Source organism: Pedobacter sp. D749 (genome assembly GCF_019317285.1).
In the GTDB taxonomy this organism is placed as follows: Bacteria; Bacteroidota; Bacteroidia; order Sphingobacteriales; family Sphingobacteriaceae; genus Pedobacter.
The window spans coordinates 1,668,246-1,686,303 of the sequence record NZ_CP079218.1 but is presented as its reverse complement, the minus strand read 5'-3'; the positions used below and the strand labels follow the sequence as shown (position 1 = coordinate 1,686,303).

Sequence of the window (18,058 nt, the reverse complement as noted above, 5' to 3'; positions counted from 1 at the left end):
TTTTAGTTGAATAAACCTTCAATGGTATTTAAATCATCCATACTCAACACATCGATATTTTGATTAAAATCGCTAGGGGTTAATTGTTTGGTTTCAAGGTTTGCACAATGATTGATGATCTCTTTAAGGGCATTGTGGTAGTGGTCTTTCAGCCGTACGGCCTGTTCTGCCGGAATATGTAACTGGTGATAACCCAGCTCAAGGGTCAGTTCCCCCGAGACGATCATTCCCGATATATCCAGCACAAAAGTGCTCTGCGTTCTGGGACTGCGGCTTTGGCCCGAGGATTCTGTTGCGATATCGAATTCCTTATCCGCTGTATCTGAGTCAAACTGTCCCAGGTAATTGAAACTGATCTCAGGGGAGATACTACCCGACAAAACCCCATTTCCAAGGTAAGCAAGTATGCCGTAACCTATACCCCTGGACGGAACCTGACGCAACTGTTCCTTCACCGCAATCAGCTGGTCCGATATCGATGAACCAACCGAAACTTCCAGTAACAACGGATAGATACTGGTAAACCAACCAACCGTGCGGCTGATATCAACTCCGGCGAGGATCTCCTCCCGACCATGTCCTTCCATCGACACCAGCAAACGGTCTTGGCCGTACTCCTGATGTAACGAGCGGAAAAGGCCCGTAAGAAGGATATCGTTTATCTCTGTATTATAAGCACCGTTCACCCCAGTCAGCAGCATTTCTGTTTCATCCCGGTCCAAAGTAAATGAGACCACCCCCATTTCTCCTGTCTGATAAGAACCTTCAAAGGATGGCCATAACTTTGACCCCAAAGAACGTTCCACCACAGCAGCCCAATAATCCTGCTCCAATGACTGGAGAACAGGAACATGCGCCAAAAGCCCCGAAACCCAGCGCTGGTAAGAGTCTGTCTTCAATGGCAGCTTATACTCCTCACCGTTCCGGTACTGAATGGTCAGCTGGTCTAGGTCCTCAAACAATATCCGCCAGGAAACACCATCTATAACCAAATGGTGCGAGACCAGCAAAAGCCGGTCACCTGAATCAAGACGGAACAATACCACTTTAAGTAAAGGACCCGACGACAGGTCCATACTCTCCTGGACCTGCTGACCCGAATCGTGCATCTGCTGCTGCCAGTTGATCTTGCCACGCAAATCCAGAACCTTTACGCTCACAGGATGGGACAGATCACCCGTCAGCTGACGGATATCCCTACCTGCTTCCTTGTAATAAACACGCAATATATCGTGGTGCCTCTGAAGGGCGGTCAGTATCGAACTCAGTCCAGACTCATCCAGTCCCGAAGGTACGGCCAGCATTACTGATTGGTTGTAATGATGGCGGTCAGGGTGACCGCTACCAAAAAACCATTGCTGGACCGGGCTCAATAATACCTCGCCATGAACAGCCCCCTGATCGGCAACAACAACTACAGGGCTCACATATAAACTTTGAAGACGGATCGTAGGATGTTCAAACAACTGCCGTACTTCTAGCTTATAACCCTCTTTATACAGGCGGCTTGAGATCTGGATCGCCTTGATCGAATCTCCACCAACCTCGAAAAAATTGTCATCTATACCCAGATGGAAACGGTTAAGTACGCCCTGCCATACACTCAATAATACAGACTGTATCTCCGTTTCGGGTAATGCTAAGGGCTTTTCTTCCTCCTCCGCTAACACGATGGATTTCAGCTGGTCGTAGTCAGCCTTACCATTGCTGGTATAAGGGATCGAGTCAACTTTTATATAAACGGATGGAAGCATGTAGTCCGGAAGATGCATGCGCAGGTAGTTCCGCACTTCTGAACTGTCCAGGGCCTCCGTCACTGAGTAATAAGCACATAAACTGGCTATGCCGGAGGCATCTGTACGGGCAAGTACGGCTGCTGACCTGACCGAGCTGTGCCCCATAAGTACACTTTCTATTTCTCCTGTCTCAATACGGTAGCCCCGGATCTTTACCTGCATGTCCTTTCTGCCCATATATACATATTCACCGTTAGGCATACGTACGGCCAAGTCACCCGAGCGGTAAAAACGCTCAGATGGACGGCCAGGAAGACTGATGAACCTTTCACCGCTTAAGCTTTCCCGGTTCAGGTAACCACCGCTTACCGATGCACCCCCGACAATGATCTCTCCTACAGATCCGTCAGGTACAGGGCATAAAAGATCATCCACCAAACAGATATAATGACTCTTAAAGGGAACACCTATGTTACTTTGACCGCAGGTGATCTCCGACTCGCCGATCTCTTTAATGGTTACGTGGACCGTTGTCTCCGTTATCCCATACATATTGACCAGCCGAACATCAGGATAACGCTTGTGCCATAACTGTAGCATACCCGGTTTCAAGGCTTCCCCACCGAATATCACATAACGCAGGCCAAGGCGGATATGATCACGCTCCAGTATCTCGGTTAAAAGGTTACTGAACATCGATGGCGTCTGATTCAGGACACTGACCCTTTCTGTTTCCAGCATATCGGCAAAAGCCATCGTATTACGGGCAGTATCCCGCGAAATAACTACAAGCCTACCTCCGTTAAGAAGGCTCCCGAAGAGTTCCCACACCGAAAAATCAAAACACAGGGAATGCGCCAAAACCCAAACATCTGAACTGCTGAACTCATATTCAAAATCATCATGAAACAATAAGTTCATTACATTCGAATGGCTTACAGACACCCCTTTGGGCGTTCCTGTAGACCCGGATGTATAAATTACGTATGCCGTATCTGCAGGATTGTTGAGATCTGCCAGGGATGCACCACTGTAACTGCCCTGTCCGGAAAATACCTCATCTACCAATAAAACCGTTGGTCCACTACACGATCCCAACAGGACTGAAAATGATCCGGTGGTGAGAACAGCTTTTACAGACGAGTCCTTTACCATAAAACCTATACGGTCCTCAGGATAAGAAGGGTCCAGCGGAACATATCCGCCACCGGCTTTTAAAATCCCCAGTACAGATACGACCATATCTAAACCTGGTGATAACAAAATACCGATCAGATCATTGGCAGTAACACCCTGCACATCCCGTAAATAGCGGGCAAGCTGGTTGCTCCGGAAAGACAGTTCGCTATAACTTAAGGAGGCCCCCTGGTAACTTAAAGCTACTGAGCTGCCACCTGCCAGGACACGTTCTTCGAAAACAGAGTGGAGCGTACCCAAGGGAAAACTAAAAAAAGGAACCTGATGGAAACGTTCCGCTTCTGCTGTTGTCAGACAATTCAGTTCATGCAGCCGCATATCCGGATTTAAAACGATACTCCGTAAAAGCTCTTGGTAATGACTGCCTAACTGCAATATCCACTCCCGGCTGAACAAATCTGTATTGTACTCAATGTTTACCGACAGACCGGATTCGCCAGACACAACTATCCAGGTCAGGTCAAACTTGCTTACCGGAAGCTCCGTCTCATTATTACTGATCGTAATCCCCTCAAGCATTTCTTCCGAAGAACCCGAACCTTCAAAGGTGAGCATCACATCAAACAACGGACTACGGCCCGGATCCCGGACCAGAGACAGGTCTTCCAATAAACAGTCAAATGGATATTGGTCATGGGCAAAAGCTTCCAGGCACCGTTCTTTTACACGGCGTAACAGGCCGATATAGCTCCAGCTTTCTTCAAACTGCATCCGCAATGCCAGTGTATTCACATAAAAACCGATCTGCTCTTCAAGGTCCCGGTGAGAACGGCCAGAAACAGGCGTACCGATGATGATATCACGCTGATGGCTGTATTTATACAACAGGATATAAAGAGATGTCAGTACACCCATATAAAGTGTGCTGTCATGGGAACGGCTCAGCATGCTCAGACCATCGGAAACATCCGCACCGATCATAAAGTGCTCTCGGGAACCATTATAACTCTTCTGTACAGGCCGTGACTTATCACCGCGAACCGAAAGTAAGGGAAGCTGCCCCGAAAACTGCTCTTTCCAGTAGGCACGGGAGCGGTGGGCCGGATCGGCCAGCTCCTGGACCTGCCAACGCGCATAATCACGGTATTGAAGCCTGAGCTCAGCCAAAGGGTAAGCACCACCTTTCTTATAGTAAAGATAAAGTACCGATACTTCTTTGAGCAATACACGCATCGACCAGCCATCGGAAATGATATGATGCATCGTAAATACAAACAGATAACGGTCGGCTGACAGATGCAGCAACTGTGAACGCAACAGTCCGGCCTCCGATAAATCAAAAGGCTTTGATACCTCTTCACGGATAATCTCCTGGAGTTCCACGGAATCCTCCGATAATCCGCGCAAATCCCTGTAAACCACAGAAAAGCCCATCGATGAAAAGGGCTCAACCTGTTGAACAGGTTCCCCGGATACCTCATGGAAACCTGTCCGAAGAATCTCGTGACGGGAAACTACTTCCCCAAAGGCACGTCGGAAGGCTTCCACATCAAGATCACCTTCCAAAACATGCGTCCCAACTAGGTTATAGGCCAGACCTGAACCAGGTTGGTGGCTCAGCGCCCACAAACGACGCTGTGAATGTGACAAATCATAATAAACAGAATCCGGAATATGCGATATATCTGAATACTCAGTCATATCGCCCGCTGACTGCAATTGTTCTATATATGCTGACAATGAACGAATCGTTGGGTATTCAAACAAATCCTCAAATTCCAGCTCTACCTCAAAAAGCTTCTCTAGACGATTAATTACCTGGCTGCCATTCAATGAATGGCCACCCATCTCGAAAAAATCTGAATCCACCGATATGGTTTCTGCTTTCAGTATCTCCTGCCAAACCATATGAACCCTGGATTCAGCCTGACTTAAACCACTGATTGTTAAAGCCTCATCCGGCCCGGAACCTTCCCCCGCAGATGGGGATAAGCCCATTGACACTGAAGGATTCAGCACAACTTCATTTCCCACGCTGAAAAACGGGTTTATCTTAAATCCGGTGATATCTACTTCTGCTACCGCTGTGTTAGCACGGCCCATATCCAATAAGGCATAGAAACTATCTATACCATCACCCGTTGTTATATGCTTCAGCACATCTTCGCCCGTGTTTTCAGGTGCTGATCCGCCCAAACCCCGCGCGCCCATACCACACTCTGACCAGCCAGGCCAGTTGATCCCGATAAATTTTGTCCCCTGATAACCAGAATAATTACAATAACCATCCTGATAACCGTTAGCAGCTGCATAAACTGCACTCCGCCTTTTAGGAACCAGGGAGTTCAAAGAACTGAACATCACTAAAAAATCCGGATGCAGTTCCCGGCTGTACTTATCCAGAAAATAAGTCCCATAGATCTTTGGGCCCAGGATACTGTCTATTTCTGAATTTGTCTGTTCTGACAAACTATAACCGCTTATACCAACACCTGCGGAATGTATGATCCCATCCAGCTTAACCGTCGTCTGTCTTATTTTCTCAAATGTTACAGACATCGCCGCTTCTTCACGCATATCAAGACCATAATAATCTACCAAGGCGCCTGATGCTTCCAGTGATTTCAAGGCCGAGATCCGCTCCTGTTCCACAGGGCTAAGGTCTGAGGTATCATTCCACTGCGCTTTGACCGGTAAGAAGGTCTGCCCCAGAATGATCAGCCTGACACCTGATACTCTTGATAAAGACTTGCTTATTTCCAGTCCGATACCGCTGGCACCCCCAGTAACTAGGTAAACACCTCCCGAACGGATAACCGGTACGGATGACTGGTGCAGCTCAGGAGCCGCCACTTTCTTAAATTGCTGAACATAACGTTTACCCAAACGGTAGCCAACAAACTTTATGTTATCTTCCGTTCCCAGTTCTTTAAACACATAACCGATGGCATCCGATACATGCTCTGTATAAATGTCTACATCTATGCCACGTGCTTTTAAACCTGTATATTCTGATAATACGCCCTTTAAAAAACAACTGCCTGCAGTGTGGATAGCTAAAACCGGATCATCTCCTGTACCGATACGGTAACCATTACTGCTTACCTGTACATATTCAAAGCCCTTACGACACAGATGACCGCTAAAATATTTGGCCAGGTATACCTGCGAGTACAAATACTTAACGGCCTGGGCCTCCGTGCCAGCTTCAACCTTACGATATCCCGATAAATCTATGATCCCCGTCAGTTTAGTCATGGTACGTAAATCCTCATAAAGCTGTTCATAACACGATTCTTCTTCCGGATCTATAATATATGCACCAGCAGACTCCATCTCGTATCGCTTACCACGACTTACCGTAATACATTCGTTCCCGGCCAAACGTAGGGCGGATATCAATCCCAAACCTAAACCAAGTTCGTCCATGATGATCACATAACTGTTCCCAGTAACTCCAGTAAAACCTTTAGCTTCGGCAGCATCCCAAACCAATTCATGAAACCAGTTGTGGACACGCGTGGGTAAGGCTTCCCTGATCCAGCAACGCACACGTTCAAAGGGATAAACAGGAACTTCTACACGCCGGGCCGTACTACCAGAATAATAACAACCCCAGTCTATATCAAACCCAAATCTGTATAGTTCAGAAAGTTGCTGCAGCGTAGAATTATTACCGGTTAGTGGTGAAATTATAGTAAACCGATCGCTATCTGACCAAGTCCTCAATGTTTTTACTAATAAACTATCTTTACCTACCTCCAATAAAACTAATGGTGTAGATGCCTGTAATTCATTTAAATAAAATCTGAATTTTTCTTCGTCAAACGAATCGTTACCTATTTCTGATTCAGTAATTAAGGTAATGGCCCTGGTTAAATCAATATGGCCTCTGAAAAGGTCTTTAATTATTTTTCCGATTCCCGTAGCAATTATTTTATTGATTTTTATTCCGTAAGTTTCCCACTGCTTGATTAAGAAATACTGGATCGAAAAAGAACTCAGTATATGATGATCAGATATATCAAATCCGACAATTTTTTCGATATCAAGTTTTAGTTTGCTAAAAAGACGGTTGCTTGACACCAAATGCATAAAAAGTTCTGCATCCAAAATACTATCAGAAAGCAATAAAACAGTTTGAATATTATCAGGAACTGACACAACCTCATTTCGTTTCAGTTCGTTTCTGATTTCATTAAGGTCCTCAATAAGTTGTTCCTTGCTTTCGAATACTAATGCTACTCTATATTTATAATCATCCCGTCCGGTGTTGAGCGAATATACTATGTCAGAGAAAGCTGAGTCAGCTACCCTCAGGTATTGGATGATGTGATCGATATATTGGGTTAATGCGATGCTTGTCTTGGCCGAAATTTTAAGAAACGACGGCAAATCGTCGTTCTCATTTTCGATAACTTTCTGTGCGTGAGAAGGAGCCTCCTCTAAAACAATATGTGCATTAGTTCCACTTAAACCAAAGGAGCTAATTCCGCATCTGCGCGGAAAACCACAACTCTCCCATTCTTTAAAATCTGTATTTATATAAGCTGCGCTATTTTCAAAATCTATGTATGGATTAGGAATGGTAAAATGAAGTGAAGGAAATAATGCCCTATTTTTCAATGCCAATATCCCTTTAATGACACCAGCAATACCAGCGGCATTATCCAAATGCCCGATGTTAGTTTTTATAGTGCTGACAGCACAGAAATGTCTTTTGTCGGTGAAAGCATTAAAAGCATCTGAAATTGCCTGAAATTCTATAGGATCGCCGAGCTTTGTACCAGTTCCATGTGCTTCAATATAACCAATTGATTCAGGATCGATTTCAGCATTTTTCCAAGCTTTTTTAAGGACTTCTGCCTGGGCAACTGGACTAGGTGCCGTTAGGCCGTTTGACCGGCCACCGTCTTGATTTATAGCGCCACCTCTAATAATTGCGTGTATGATATCATTATCCTCAATTGCCATATCAAGTCGTTTCAGGAACAGAATTCCACCGCCTTCTCCTCCGCCTGTCCCGTTAGCAGATTGGTCAAACGCTTTACTTTTTCCATCTGGCGAGGTGATCCCTGTCACATAACTGGAAATTTCAGGATATTTGATTGCTAATGACACCCCTCCTACTAAAGCAGTATCTACTTCTCCGGTGATTAGCTTCTGACTTGCTTCGTGAATTGCTACCAGAGATGATGAGCAGGCGGTATCAATATTAAGAGCTGGCCCCGTTAGATTTAATATATGCGATACACGTCCCGCTGACATAGCTATTAAATTTCCAGTTTGCACCGTAGGATCGTCATCTTCTATAAAATAAAATGCGTAAGCAGGATAAGGGTGTGATGATAGAAACACCGCCGTATTTGAACCGCTTACATCTTTAAGTTTATACCCAGAATTTTCGATAGCCTGACAACAAAGTTCCAATATAAAGCGTTGATGAGGATCCATTACTTCAGCCTCTTTTTTTGATATTTTAAAGAACTGGTTATCGAAGTAATCTATACGGTTTAAAAATCCGATTTGCTGATAGCGTTTATCATAAGACAAACTGGAATTGGCAATTCTTTCATCTGAAATTTGGCGAACACTATCTTTACCGGATTTCAGATTATTGTATAGCTCAACGAGGGTTGATGCCTCGGGAAAAACGCCACTCATGCCGATCACGGCTACACATTTGTTGTTTTCCATTGATTTAGGTTAATTTGAAGAGATATATTTGATAAAATAATCCGCACACTTATGGTTGATGAACAAAATTGGCAATGGTGCGTGAGGGATAGAGAGGTTAAACATCAATATCCTCAACTGATAAAACGTCATTTTTGGAGACGTAAGCATGAAATGATTCAATCGTATTGAACTTAAACAGATCAACTAAAGAAACTTTGTTTTTCAAGAACTGATTTATTCTTTTATGTAGCGTTATGATTTTAAGAGAATTGCCACCGATATCAAAAAAATTATCTGTTGTGCTGATATTATCAAGCTGTAGCAAGTCTTTCCATACTTCACGTATCTGATCCTCAAGCTTGGTTTTAACATCTTTAAAATCAATTTCAGGGCTAGCATTTTTCGTGTTCTGCAAGAGATTTCGATCCAGTTTCCCATTGGCATTCAGAGGCATCTCCTCTAGATAATTAAAAAACGAGGGCACCATATATTCTGGTAAGACCTTTCCTAAATACAATTTCAAATCTCTTTTATCGATGGGATTATCCGAAATCAGGTAAGCTTCGAGTTCTTGAGCATTGGGATCTTTCCCCTTAGTTATCACCACTGCATCTTTAATATTGGGGTGCTTCATTAATACTGTTTCTATTTCACCCAGTTCAATTCGGAAACCACGTACCTTTACCTGAAAATCATTTCTTCCCAAATATTCAATATTACCATCCTTTAGCCAGCGTCCGATATCACCGGTTAAATAAAGTTTTTTACGATTAAATCCAGAATGTGTGAACTTAGCCAAAGTAAGCTCCTCTTTATTTAGATAACCTCTGGCTAATCCAACACCTTCTATGGCAATTTGGCCAACCACCCCCACAGGTTGAAGGTTTAACTTTTTGTCAACGATGTAAAGTTTAATATTCGATATCGGCTTCCCAATCGGGATAATTTTATCTGATCGGTTAGTTTGATAATAACTAACATCTACCGCAGCTTCGGTAGGACCGTATAAATTGTGCAATGGGACTGCTGAATTGAGGTAATGTTTCTCTACAAGACTAGGAGATAATGCCTCACCACTAACAATGACGTGACGCAGTGAACTGATTTTATACAATTCGCTTTCCTCCAGGTATTCCAGGAATACGGCATACATACTAGGGACAAAATGTATCGTGGAAATCCTGGTTTCATAAATCAGATCAATAAGCGTTTCAGGATCGTAAACAGCATCGCGGTTACAAAGTACCAGTTTCGCGCCGTAACATAGTGTCATAAATATTTCCCAAACCGACACATCAAAACTTATAGAGGTTTTTTGAAGAATTATATCCGTCGTGTCAAATTGATAGTGGTTCCACATCCAATGTATTCTATTCACCACACTGGTGTGTTCCATCATTACACCTTTAGGCATTCCCGTTGATCCTGATGTATAAATCACATATGCCAAATCTGAAGATGATCGGTTTTCCAAAAGATTAGCCACGTCCATACAATTAATTTCACTGTTATCTAAATCTAACATCATGACGCTAAAATCTTTTGTTGACCATTTGTTCGACGATTCGGTGAGAACCAATTTAACAGAAGCATCCCCCAGAATATAGTTTATTCGCTCTGTCGGAAGTTCGCTATCCACTGGCACATACACTGCTCCACATTTGAGTATCGCCAGCATTCCGATTATCATTCTTTCGGATTTTGGTAAGGAAATAGCAATAAAATCACCCTTTTGAACATTATATTCCCCAATCAAATAACGCGCTAACTGATTTACTTTCTCATTTAAAACCGAATAGGTCAAGCTAATGCATTCAAAAAGGACGGCAGTTGCGTTAGGTTGAAGAACGACCTGTTTTTCAAATAAATCTATCAGATTTGCAGATTTTGGATAATCTGTTTTCGTATCATTAAATAATTCAATGATTTCTTTTTTTTCTATGTCCGTGACAAAGTCAAGATCATCGATATTTACTTTGTCATTTATAACGATCGCTTCCAAAATACATGTAAAATGATCTGTCATTCTTTGAATTCTTTCTTTAGAAAATAATCGCGGGTTAAATTCTAACCTTCCTTCTATATTACTTTCTGTTTCGGTTAAATTAAGAATCATATCATATTTACAACTTTGACTGGCCGTACCCACATATTCTAAAGACAAACCATTCATTTTAAGGCTGCTGCCTGACATCATGTCTGAGTTTTGCAATACGATCATTACATCAAACAATGGAGACCTACTTACATCCCGCTTAGAGCTGAGGTCTTCTATCAACTTATCAAAAGGATATGACTGATGTTCGTAAGCATCCAACGTGACACCGCGGACTAGGGCAAGCAGCTCATCAAAAGAAGTATTTTCTCCAGCCGAAATCTTAAGCGGTAGTGTATTGATAAACAGACCTATTATCTGCTCAATTTCAGCATGATCTCTTCCAGATATTGGTGAGCCAATAACAATTTCCTGCTGATCTGCATAACGTCTTAGCAAGATGTAAAACGCGGCCAGTAATGTCATAAACATAGTACTATCCCGTCGATGACTTAACTTGTATAGCTGTTCAGTTAACACTGGTGGAATAGTAAAATTAATACTGTCTCCATCGTATGTTTTAATCACCGGTCGCGGGAAATCTAGCGGAAGATTTAACAAGGGCGTGTCGGCAACCTGGGCTAACCAGTATTTCTTGTGATTGTTTAAAATGCCTGTTGAAATTTCATCATTTTGCCATGAGGAAAAATCTTTATATTGAATAGAAAGCTTAGGTAAGTTCGGTTGTCTTTGTTGCTGTAGCGAATTATAACACTCGGTCAATTCCCTCATTAACAACACACTTGACCATCCATCGCAAATCGCATGATGAATGGTGAAGACAAATTCAAAATAATGATCACTTTTTTTTATGAGTTGCGTTTTGAATAAAGGACCTTCAGCTAGATCAATTGAGGCTGTGTTGTACTCGAAGACAAATTGGTTACCGACAGAGTTTTCACTGGTATCAATAAATTCCATTTCGAAAGGCAAAGCGTCTATCGAATGTATCACCTGTTGAGGGATGCTGTTAACGAAAGTGAAAGTTGTTCTGAGACTTTCCTGCCGTCCTATAACAATGATAAAAGCCTTTTTAAAATATTCAATATTTAAGTTGCCCTTTATTTGAAACCTACTGGATAAGTCAAAAGCATCCTTAGTTTCTTCAAACTGACTTAATATCCAAATCCTTTTTTGCGCATGTGAAAGATCGTAATGAGACTTTACAGGATTGACGGGAATGGCCTGAAATTGCATTTCCGAAGTCCCTGCCAGCAATTCACCTAAGCCTTTTATAGTTTGTAACTCGAAAATATTTTTCAGCTCAATTTTAATATTTAATTCCTTGTAAACTCTTGAAACAATTTGGATGGCTTTCATTGACTGTCCGCCTAAATCAAAGAAATTATCTTCTATTCCAATGCGATCAAGACCTAGTACATCCTTCCAGATCGAAGCTAACCGGCATTCGATTTCTGTCTGGGGCTCTACATAACCCCTCTGAACTTTTTCTTCTAAATAAACTTCAGGATTTGGAAGATTTTTATGATCTATCTTCCCATGCCTGGTTAGCGGAAATTGATCAAGGAATATCATATGTTCCGGTAGCATGTAGTCAGGCAAAAATTTCTCTAAATGATTGCGGATACTTTGATGATTAAGTATAGGAGTGATTTTCAATTTTTCATCGGCAAACAGCTGGGTATAATATTCGTGACCTCTGAAATGCTCGATGATATGTGGAGCGTCATACTCAAAAAAGAGATCTTCATAACCTGTGCGCTTAAGACACCCTTTGATAATAAAATCCGGGTTTAGGTTATTTTCGGAAAGCTTGCGTACAATTTCACCTTCTATACTATCGCCTGGTGCTACCTCAATTCCATTTGAAAATACTGGAAAAAACATAGGCAACCAGATATACTTATCGGATAAGGTATCAATAACTTCTTCATTGTCTGTGAATAAGTTTAACCATACGGTAAAGCCGTGCATAATAGATGATGTATCAATTTCCAGGTGGATATTGTGTGTGCTTTCTAAGGCACACTCTTGTGTAAAATCTAAATCCTCAAATACGCCGATGCTTGAAATTAAATTCTTTTTAGGTAGTGAATTTAAACATAACCGCAGGTCAAATTTTCTTCCTACCTGTGAAAAAACCTTTTCTACATAATATGCGCCCAGTTCCTCAAAGGAGTTTTCAAATTCTGCTTCCGGTAAGGTTATTGCGGCGATAGCAGTTAAACTTCTTGAAGGAATCATGGCCGATGGATTTTTCAACAGGCGTCTTGCAGAGTTAATAAGTTTAGCAGCACCTTCTGATCCACCAATCGTTCCTACGATTTCGGAGACACAATAGTCTGCAAGTTCCGGTAACTGAACATCCTCGATATTGCCAAGAATAACAATAATCCGATCTTCAAGGCCGTAACTTTTCACCAATTTTGTAGCTTTTAAAAATGCATCTTCAAGAATTTCTATAGCATAAACCTTTTTAGCACCTTCTTCTATACATATTCGCGACAAAATCGCATCTGCTCCAGTACCCACTTCGAGCACAACTTTATTTTTGATTACCTTCCGTATGGCATTTCGATACTTTTCGTTACGAAGTTGATCATTAGCCATCGTTTTATATAAAATATCGTCATATACAAAAAACTCAGCCAGTGAGGGCCACAATTCAATTTTATTTTTTTTCCTGATATAAGCCGTAATGTAGTTCTTGTGCTGATCTGCAATGGCTAAGCATTCCTCAATATCACCATGCTTCAGCAAAGTTGTTTCGATTTCTCCTAGTTCTATTCTAAAACCCCGTACTTTTACCTGTTTATCCTTTCGACCCAAAAATTCAAGTGTGCCCTCTTGATTCCATTTACCGACATCTCCCGTAGCATACATTTTTTGAGTGGTATCAAATGGGTTGCAGATAAATTTCTGTTCGGTAAGTACTTCATTGTTGATATAGCCCCTAGCAAGGCCTTTCCCTGTTATAAATATTTGTCCGGGATTATCAATCGGCAATAGCTGTAAATCAGTGTTCAGTACATAGACATTCAAATTTTCGATAGGCTTTCCAATCGGCATGGTCTGTCGTTTAATATCAAAATCGGTAGCTTCATAAATTGTTGAACAAACCGCACATTCTGTTGGTCCGTAAGCGTTAAAATAAGTTATGCCATTATTTATGCATTGAATAGCATCCTTTGCAATCGCGGCTTCTCCAGCAGTGATGATAACTCTTAAGAAGCTCAGTTTCGTCTTATCCAAAATGCTTAAGTATGACGGTGGTAAGGTCACCGCACTGATTTGCCGCTGGCGCATAGTTTCTAAAAAAAGATCTGTGTTTTCCATAAAATCTTTGTTTAATAACACTAGCGTGCCTCCAGCGCCCAGCGCCATAAAAATTTCCGAAACAGCGGCATCAAAGGCTAATGAAGCAAATTGCAATACTTTATCATTAGCTGTAATTGAAAACATCTTTATTTGATCCTCCACCATATTGGCAACACTTGCATGTTCAATCATAACGCCATTTGGAGTCCCTGTAGATCCCGAGCTATAAATGATGTAGGCAAGATCATTAACCTTAGGTAATGGAATAGCGTTGTAGGTATCTTTTGGCAATTGATTTAATTTTATATCGATGACAAACAATTCTTCATTATAAAATCCAAGATTGAACATATGGTCGCTCTCGGTAATCAAAAGTTTCACATCAGCATCCGATAAAATAAACTTTACCCTTTCGACAGGGTATTGCGGATCAATTGGCAGAAATGCCCTGCCAGATTTCATTATACCGATAATACTAATGATCGCGTATTCCGTTTTATCAAGATAAAATGCTATTACTTCACCAGGTGTCACCTTACTGTTACTGCTGAGATAAAAAGCCAATTGATCTGTTAAGTCATCAAGTTCTACATATGATAAAGCAACTTTATCCGTTTCAACAGCTATTTTTTCAGGAAATGATTTAACCTGAGCTTTAAATATGTCCAATAATGTTCTATCTGAAATTTCATTCCTAATCGGGCGATTCAATCTTTCAACTTTTCTTTTCGCGCTTAACGGTAAATAGTCCAGAGAACTGATCGAAAAATCATCGCCTTTGATTGCAGCCGCTAAGACCACTTTCAAAGACGCCAACAGCATTTCTATCCTAGAGCGGACAAAAAGGTCGGTTGCATAATCTACGTTGATAGTAATTTCCTGGTCGTCTTCGAAAAACTCTATTCGCAAATCAACATCGCATTTTTTTGCTGAAGATTTAATAGCGCTAACTTCAACTCCATGCATTTGGGGATGATCATCCTTGAATACATTATTCTTATTTTGATGACCGACTACAACATCGAATAATGGAAAACGGCTCCGCGGCCACTGGACATTGAGATCTTCCAATATCAAATCAAACGGATAAATTTGATGATCATAGATTTCAAGCAAATTATTTTTCGTTTTAGTTAATAACTTTTTAAAGGAGTGGTCGGGCTCTAATATTGTCCTTATCGGGACAACGTTGATATAAAACCCTATCTGGTTTTCCAAGTTCTGGTGCTCCCTACCCGCCATTGGAGATCCTATAATTATCTCATTTTGCCCAGTATACTTATACAACAATACATTAACAGAGGAAAATAGGGTCATAAATGTGCTGACATTATTTTCTTTGCAATAATCTTTGATACTTTTCGTTAGATTTTTGCCTAAAACAGCGCTTACCGTTTTTGCTGCATAACTTTTATTTATAGGTCTACCAAAGTCAGCTGGTATATCGAGCGAAGGAATATTCCCAGACAATTTGCTTTTCCAAAAATTTCGATGCTGAAGTAATCGCTCTCCGCTGAGCTCTTTATTGTGCCATTTCGCATAATCCTTATAATTTATTTTAAGTGGATTTAATGGTCGTGTCATTTTGTGTACATAAAGATTGTACAGCTGTGTAATTTCGATAATTAAAAGATCAAAAGACCAACCGTCTGAAATGATATGATGAAGAGTAACTATAATAACACTTTCATTATTTGATATTCTGATCAAAGAAATCCGAATCAGCGGTCCGGACTCAAGATTAAATAGCTGGCTGGATTCGATTTCAGCAAACCTCCTCACAGCAGACAAGGGCTGCTTCTCATTAGAAAGATTAACCTTCAGCATTTTAAGCCAGCCCGCTGGCTGGTTTATGAATTGTCTCAACTCACCTGAAACCAGCTTGAAAGTTGACCTTAGTATTTCATGCCGGGTTACAAGTGCTTCAAAAGCTTTTTCCAAAGCAGACTCGTCAAGAATGCCTTTAACAAGGTATGAATTTTGGATATTGTAATGCGCTTTATTATCCAAAGAGTCCCCTGCAGTCCATAAACGACGTTGGGCATAAGAAACCTCATAATGTTCAGCAAGAGGAACTGGAGTTATTGTACGGTACTTCTCCTTCTTTTGTTTGTCTATAAATTTTGCCAGGCTGGCTATGCTAAAGTTATCATAAATATCACTTATTGATATTTTAACATTAAGAATTCGATGTACCCTTGAACTCACCTGAATCGTTTTAAGTGAATGACCACCAAGTTCGAAAAAACTATCATGTTGATTAATGCCACGCATGTCCAAGACATCTTCAAATATTTCTTTGACTTTTAATTCGGTGTCACTCCATACTATTTTTTCGTCAATAGTCATCGTGGATGAAATTTGAGTAGTAGTCTCTTCTCCTGCTTCCACCTTTTGGGGGCGTTCGTCAACAAATATTTCAAGTTCATTTTTGCTTACCCAACGTCCCACTTTATTTAAATTCAAAACTTCAATAGGCTTTTCACCTAGGCCAGTGAAAGTATGGGCTTTAGTATTTTGAAAGTATTTTACAGGTAAAATACTCTTATCCTTTATTTCCAGATAAATATTACCTATCGCTCCGATTGGTTGTAAATTATTTTGGTCATCTATTACATAAACTTTGGTTTCACTATCATTAACCTGATTACTTTCATCTGCTTCAAAAAGCAAAGAAGTGTCTCCCTGAGCCATATCTGAGCGACTTCTAATAAGCTGTTTTAATATTTTTTCTTTGTGTAAACCCTTAACACCACTCCAACTTATAATTTCTCTTTTTTGACTTTCTGGGAGAAGTGATATAGCATCTATTTTAATAATAGGTTTATCTAAAACCTGTCTGATCACCTCTTGAAGTTGTCCAGCCAAATTTTCAATAAAATTTTCGTCATAATATTGCTCGTGATAATCGATACTGAACGATATCTTATCTGAACAGGAAATCACAATATTCAACTGATAACTGGTCGGTTTGAACTCTTTGGCACCTAAAATATCTAAATGCAGTTTATTGACCTCTCCTTTTTCAACTTTTGGAAAATTTTGGAAAACTAGAATTGTATTGAATAAATTTTGCTTAAGTGGGCTTAATGCCTGAATATCCGCGAGACTATGATAGTTGTATTTTTCGTTTTCAAAATTTTCCTTATTAACAGCCTCAAGCAAGTTTGGGAAGCTTGCATCAGCATTATACCGGCAGCGTACAGGAAGAGTGTTTATAAATAGTCCAACTATATCATCTATTCCCTCTATAGCAAGTGGTCTACCAGAAACAACACTACCAAAAACAGCGTCTCTGGTGTTAGTATATTTTGATAGGACAATCCCCCATACAGTTTTAAATAAAGAGCTTAAGGTAGCCTGGTTATCAGATGCTAATTTTTGAAGCTGCCTTAAGAAATCACCATCCATTTCGAATATAAAAGACTTGGCTGAAACATTGGTATCGCTTTTAAATCTGCCGGGGCACAACTCAATTTTGTTATCATAATCAGCGATATACGATTGCCAGTAATGCTTACTAAGCTCCTTATCCCTTCTTAATAACCATTGAATGTAGTTTTTATAACTTGATTTTAGCTCAGGCAAAGCATTTTCCGGGTTATTATAAAGCTCGTAAAACTCAGTTGTCAGGTTTCGCATACTCCAGCCATCAAGTATAATATGGTGGCTTGTCCAAACAAATTCGTGCTCTTCGGCTTTCAAGCAAAAAAGCGCACAACGCAACAATGGTTCGGTCGTCAGATTGAATCCTTTATCGATATCCTGCGAGCAGTAATCTATTATACGTTGCTCTGGATTTTTGTCCTGAGAGATGTCTTCTAAATAAATGTGCGCTTTACGGTCTTTTAACACCACCTGCAGTGGTTTATCAAGCTTATCATGAACAAATGCAGTTCTTAAAATGTCATGTCTTTGAAACAATCTATTTAGGCAATCAATCATTAGATCAATATCTATCTTACCTTTCAGACGGTAGGAAGATTGTGACAAATAGCTGTTTGATGATTTATCAAGCAGGGTGTGGAATAAAATACCCTCCTGCATAGGCGACAGAGGATAAATATCCTTTATATGGTCTTTATTTATCATAAGTGTGGTTTAAGGCGTATAAAAAACCGCAAATGCGGTG

The 18,058-nt window shown here is 40.8% G+C and carries 2 protein-coding genes; both read right to left on the bottom strand.

The features are described from left to right. Window positions 1-2: 2 nt before the first annotated feature. A complete protein-coding gene (locus tag KYH19_RS06720) occupies window positions 3-8,570 on the bottom strand; it encodes a non-ribosomal peptide synthetase (protein ID WP_219078073.1) in 8,568 nt (2,855 codons plus the stop codon). 97 nt (window positions 8,571-8,667) lie between these two features. Continuing rightward, on the bottom strand, window positions 8,668-18,018 hold the full coding sequence (locus KYH19_RS06715) for a non-ribosomal peptide synthetase (protein ID WP_219078072.1): 9,351 nt from the start codon (window positions 18,016-18,018) through the stop codon (window positions 8,668-8,670). Window positions 18,019-18,058 lie beyond the last annotated feature (40 nt).

What these genes read in the sequence shown, in the direction of transcription:
- KYH19_RS06715 (WP_219078072.1), bottom strand. Translation starts at nt 18,018, where the DNA reads ATGATAAATAAAGACCATATAAAGGATATTTATCCTCTGTCGCCTATG.
- KYH19_RS06720 (WP_219078073.1), bottom strand. Translation starts at nt 8,570, where the DNA reads ATGGAAAACAACAAATGTGTAGCCGTGATCGGCATGAGTGGCGTTTTT.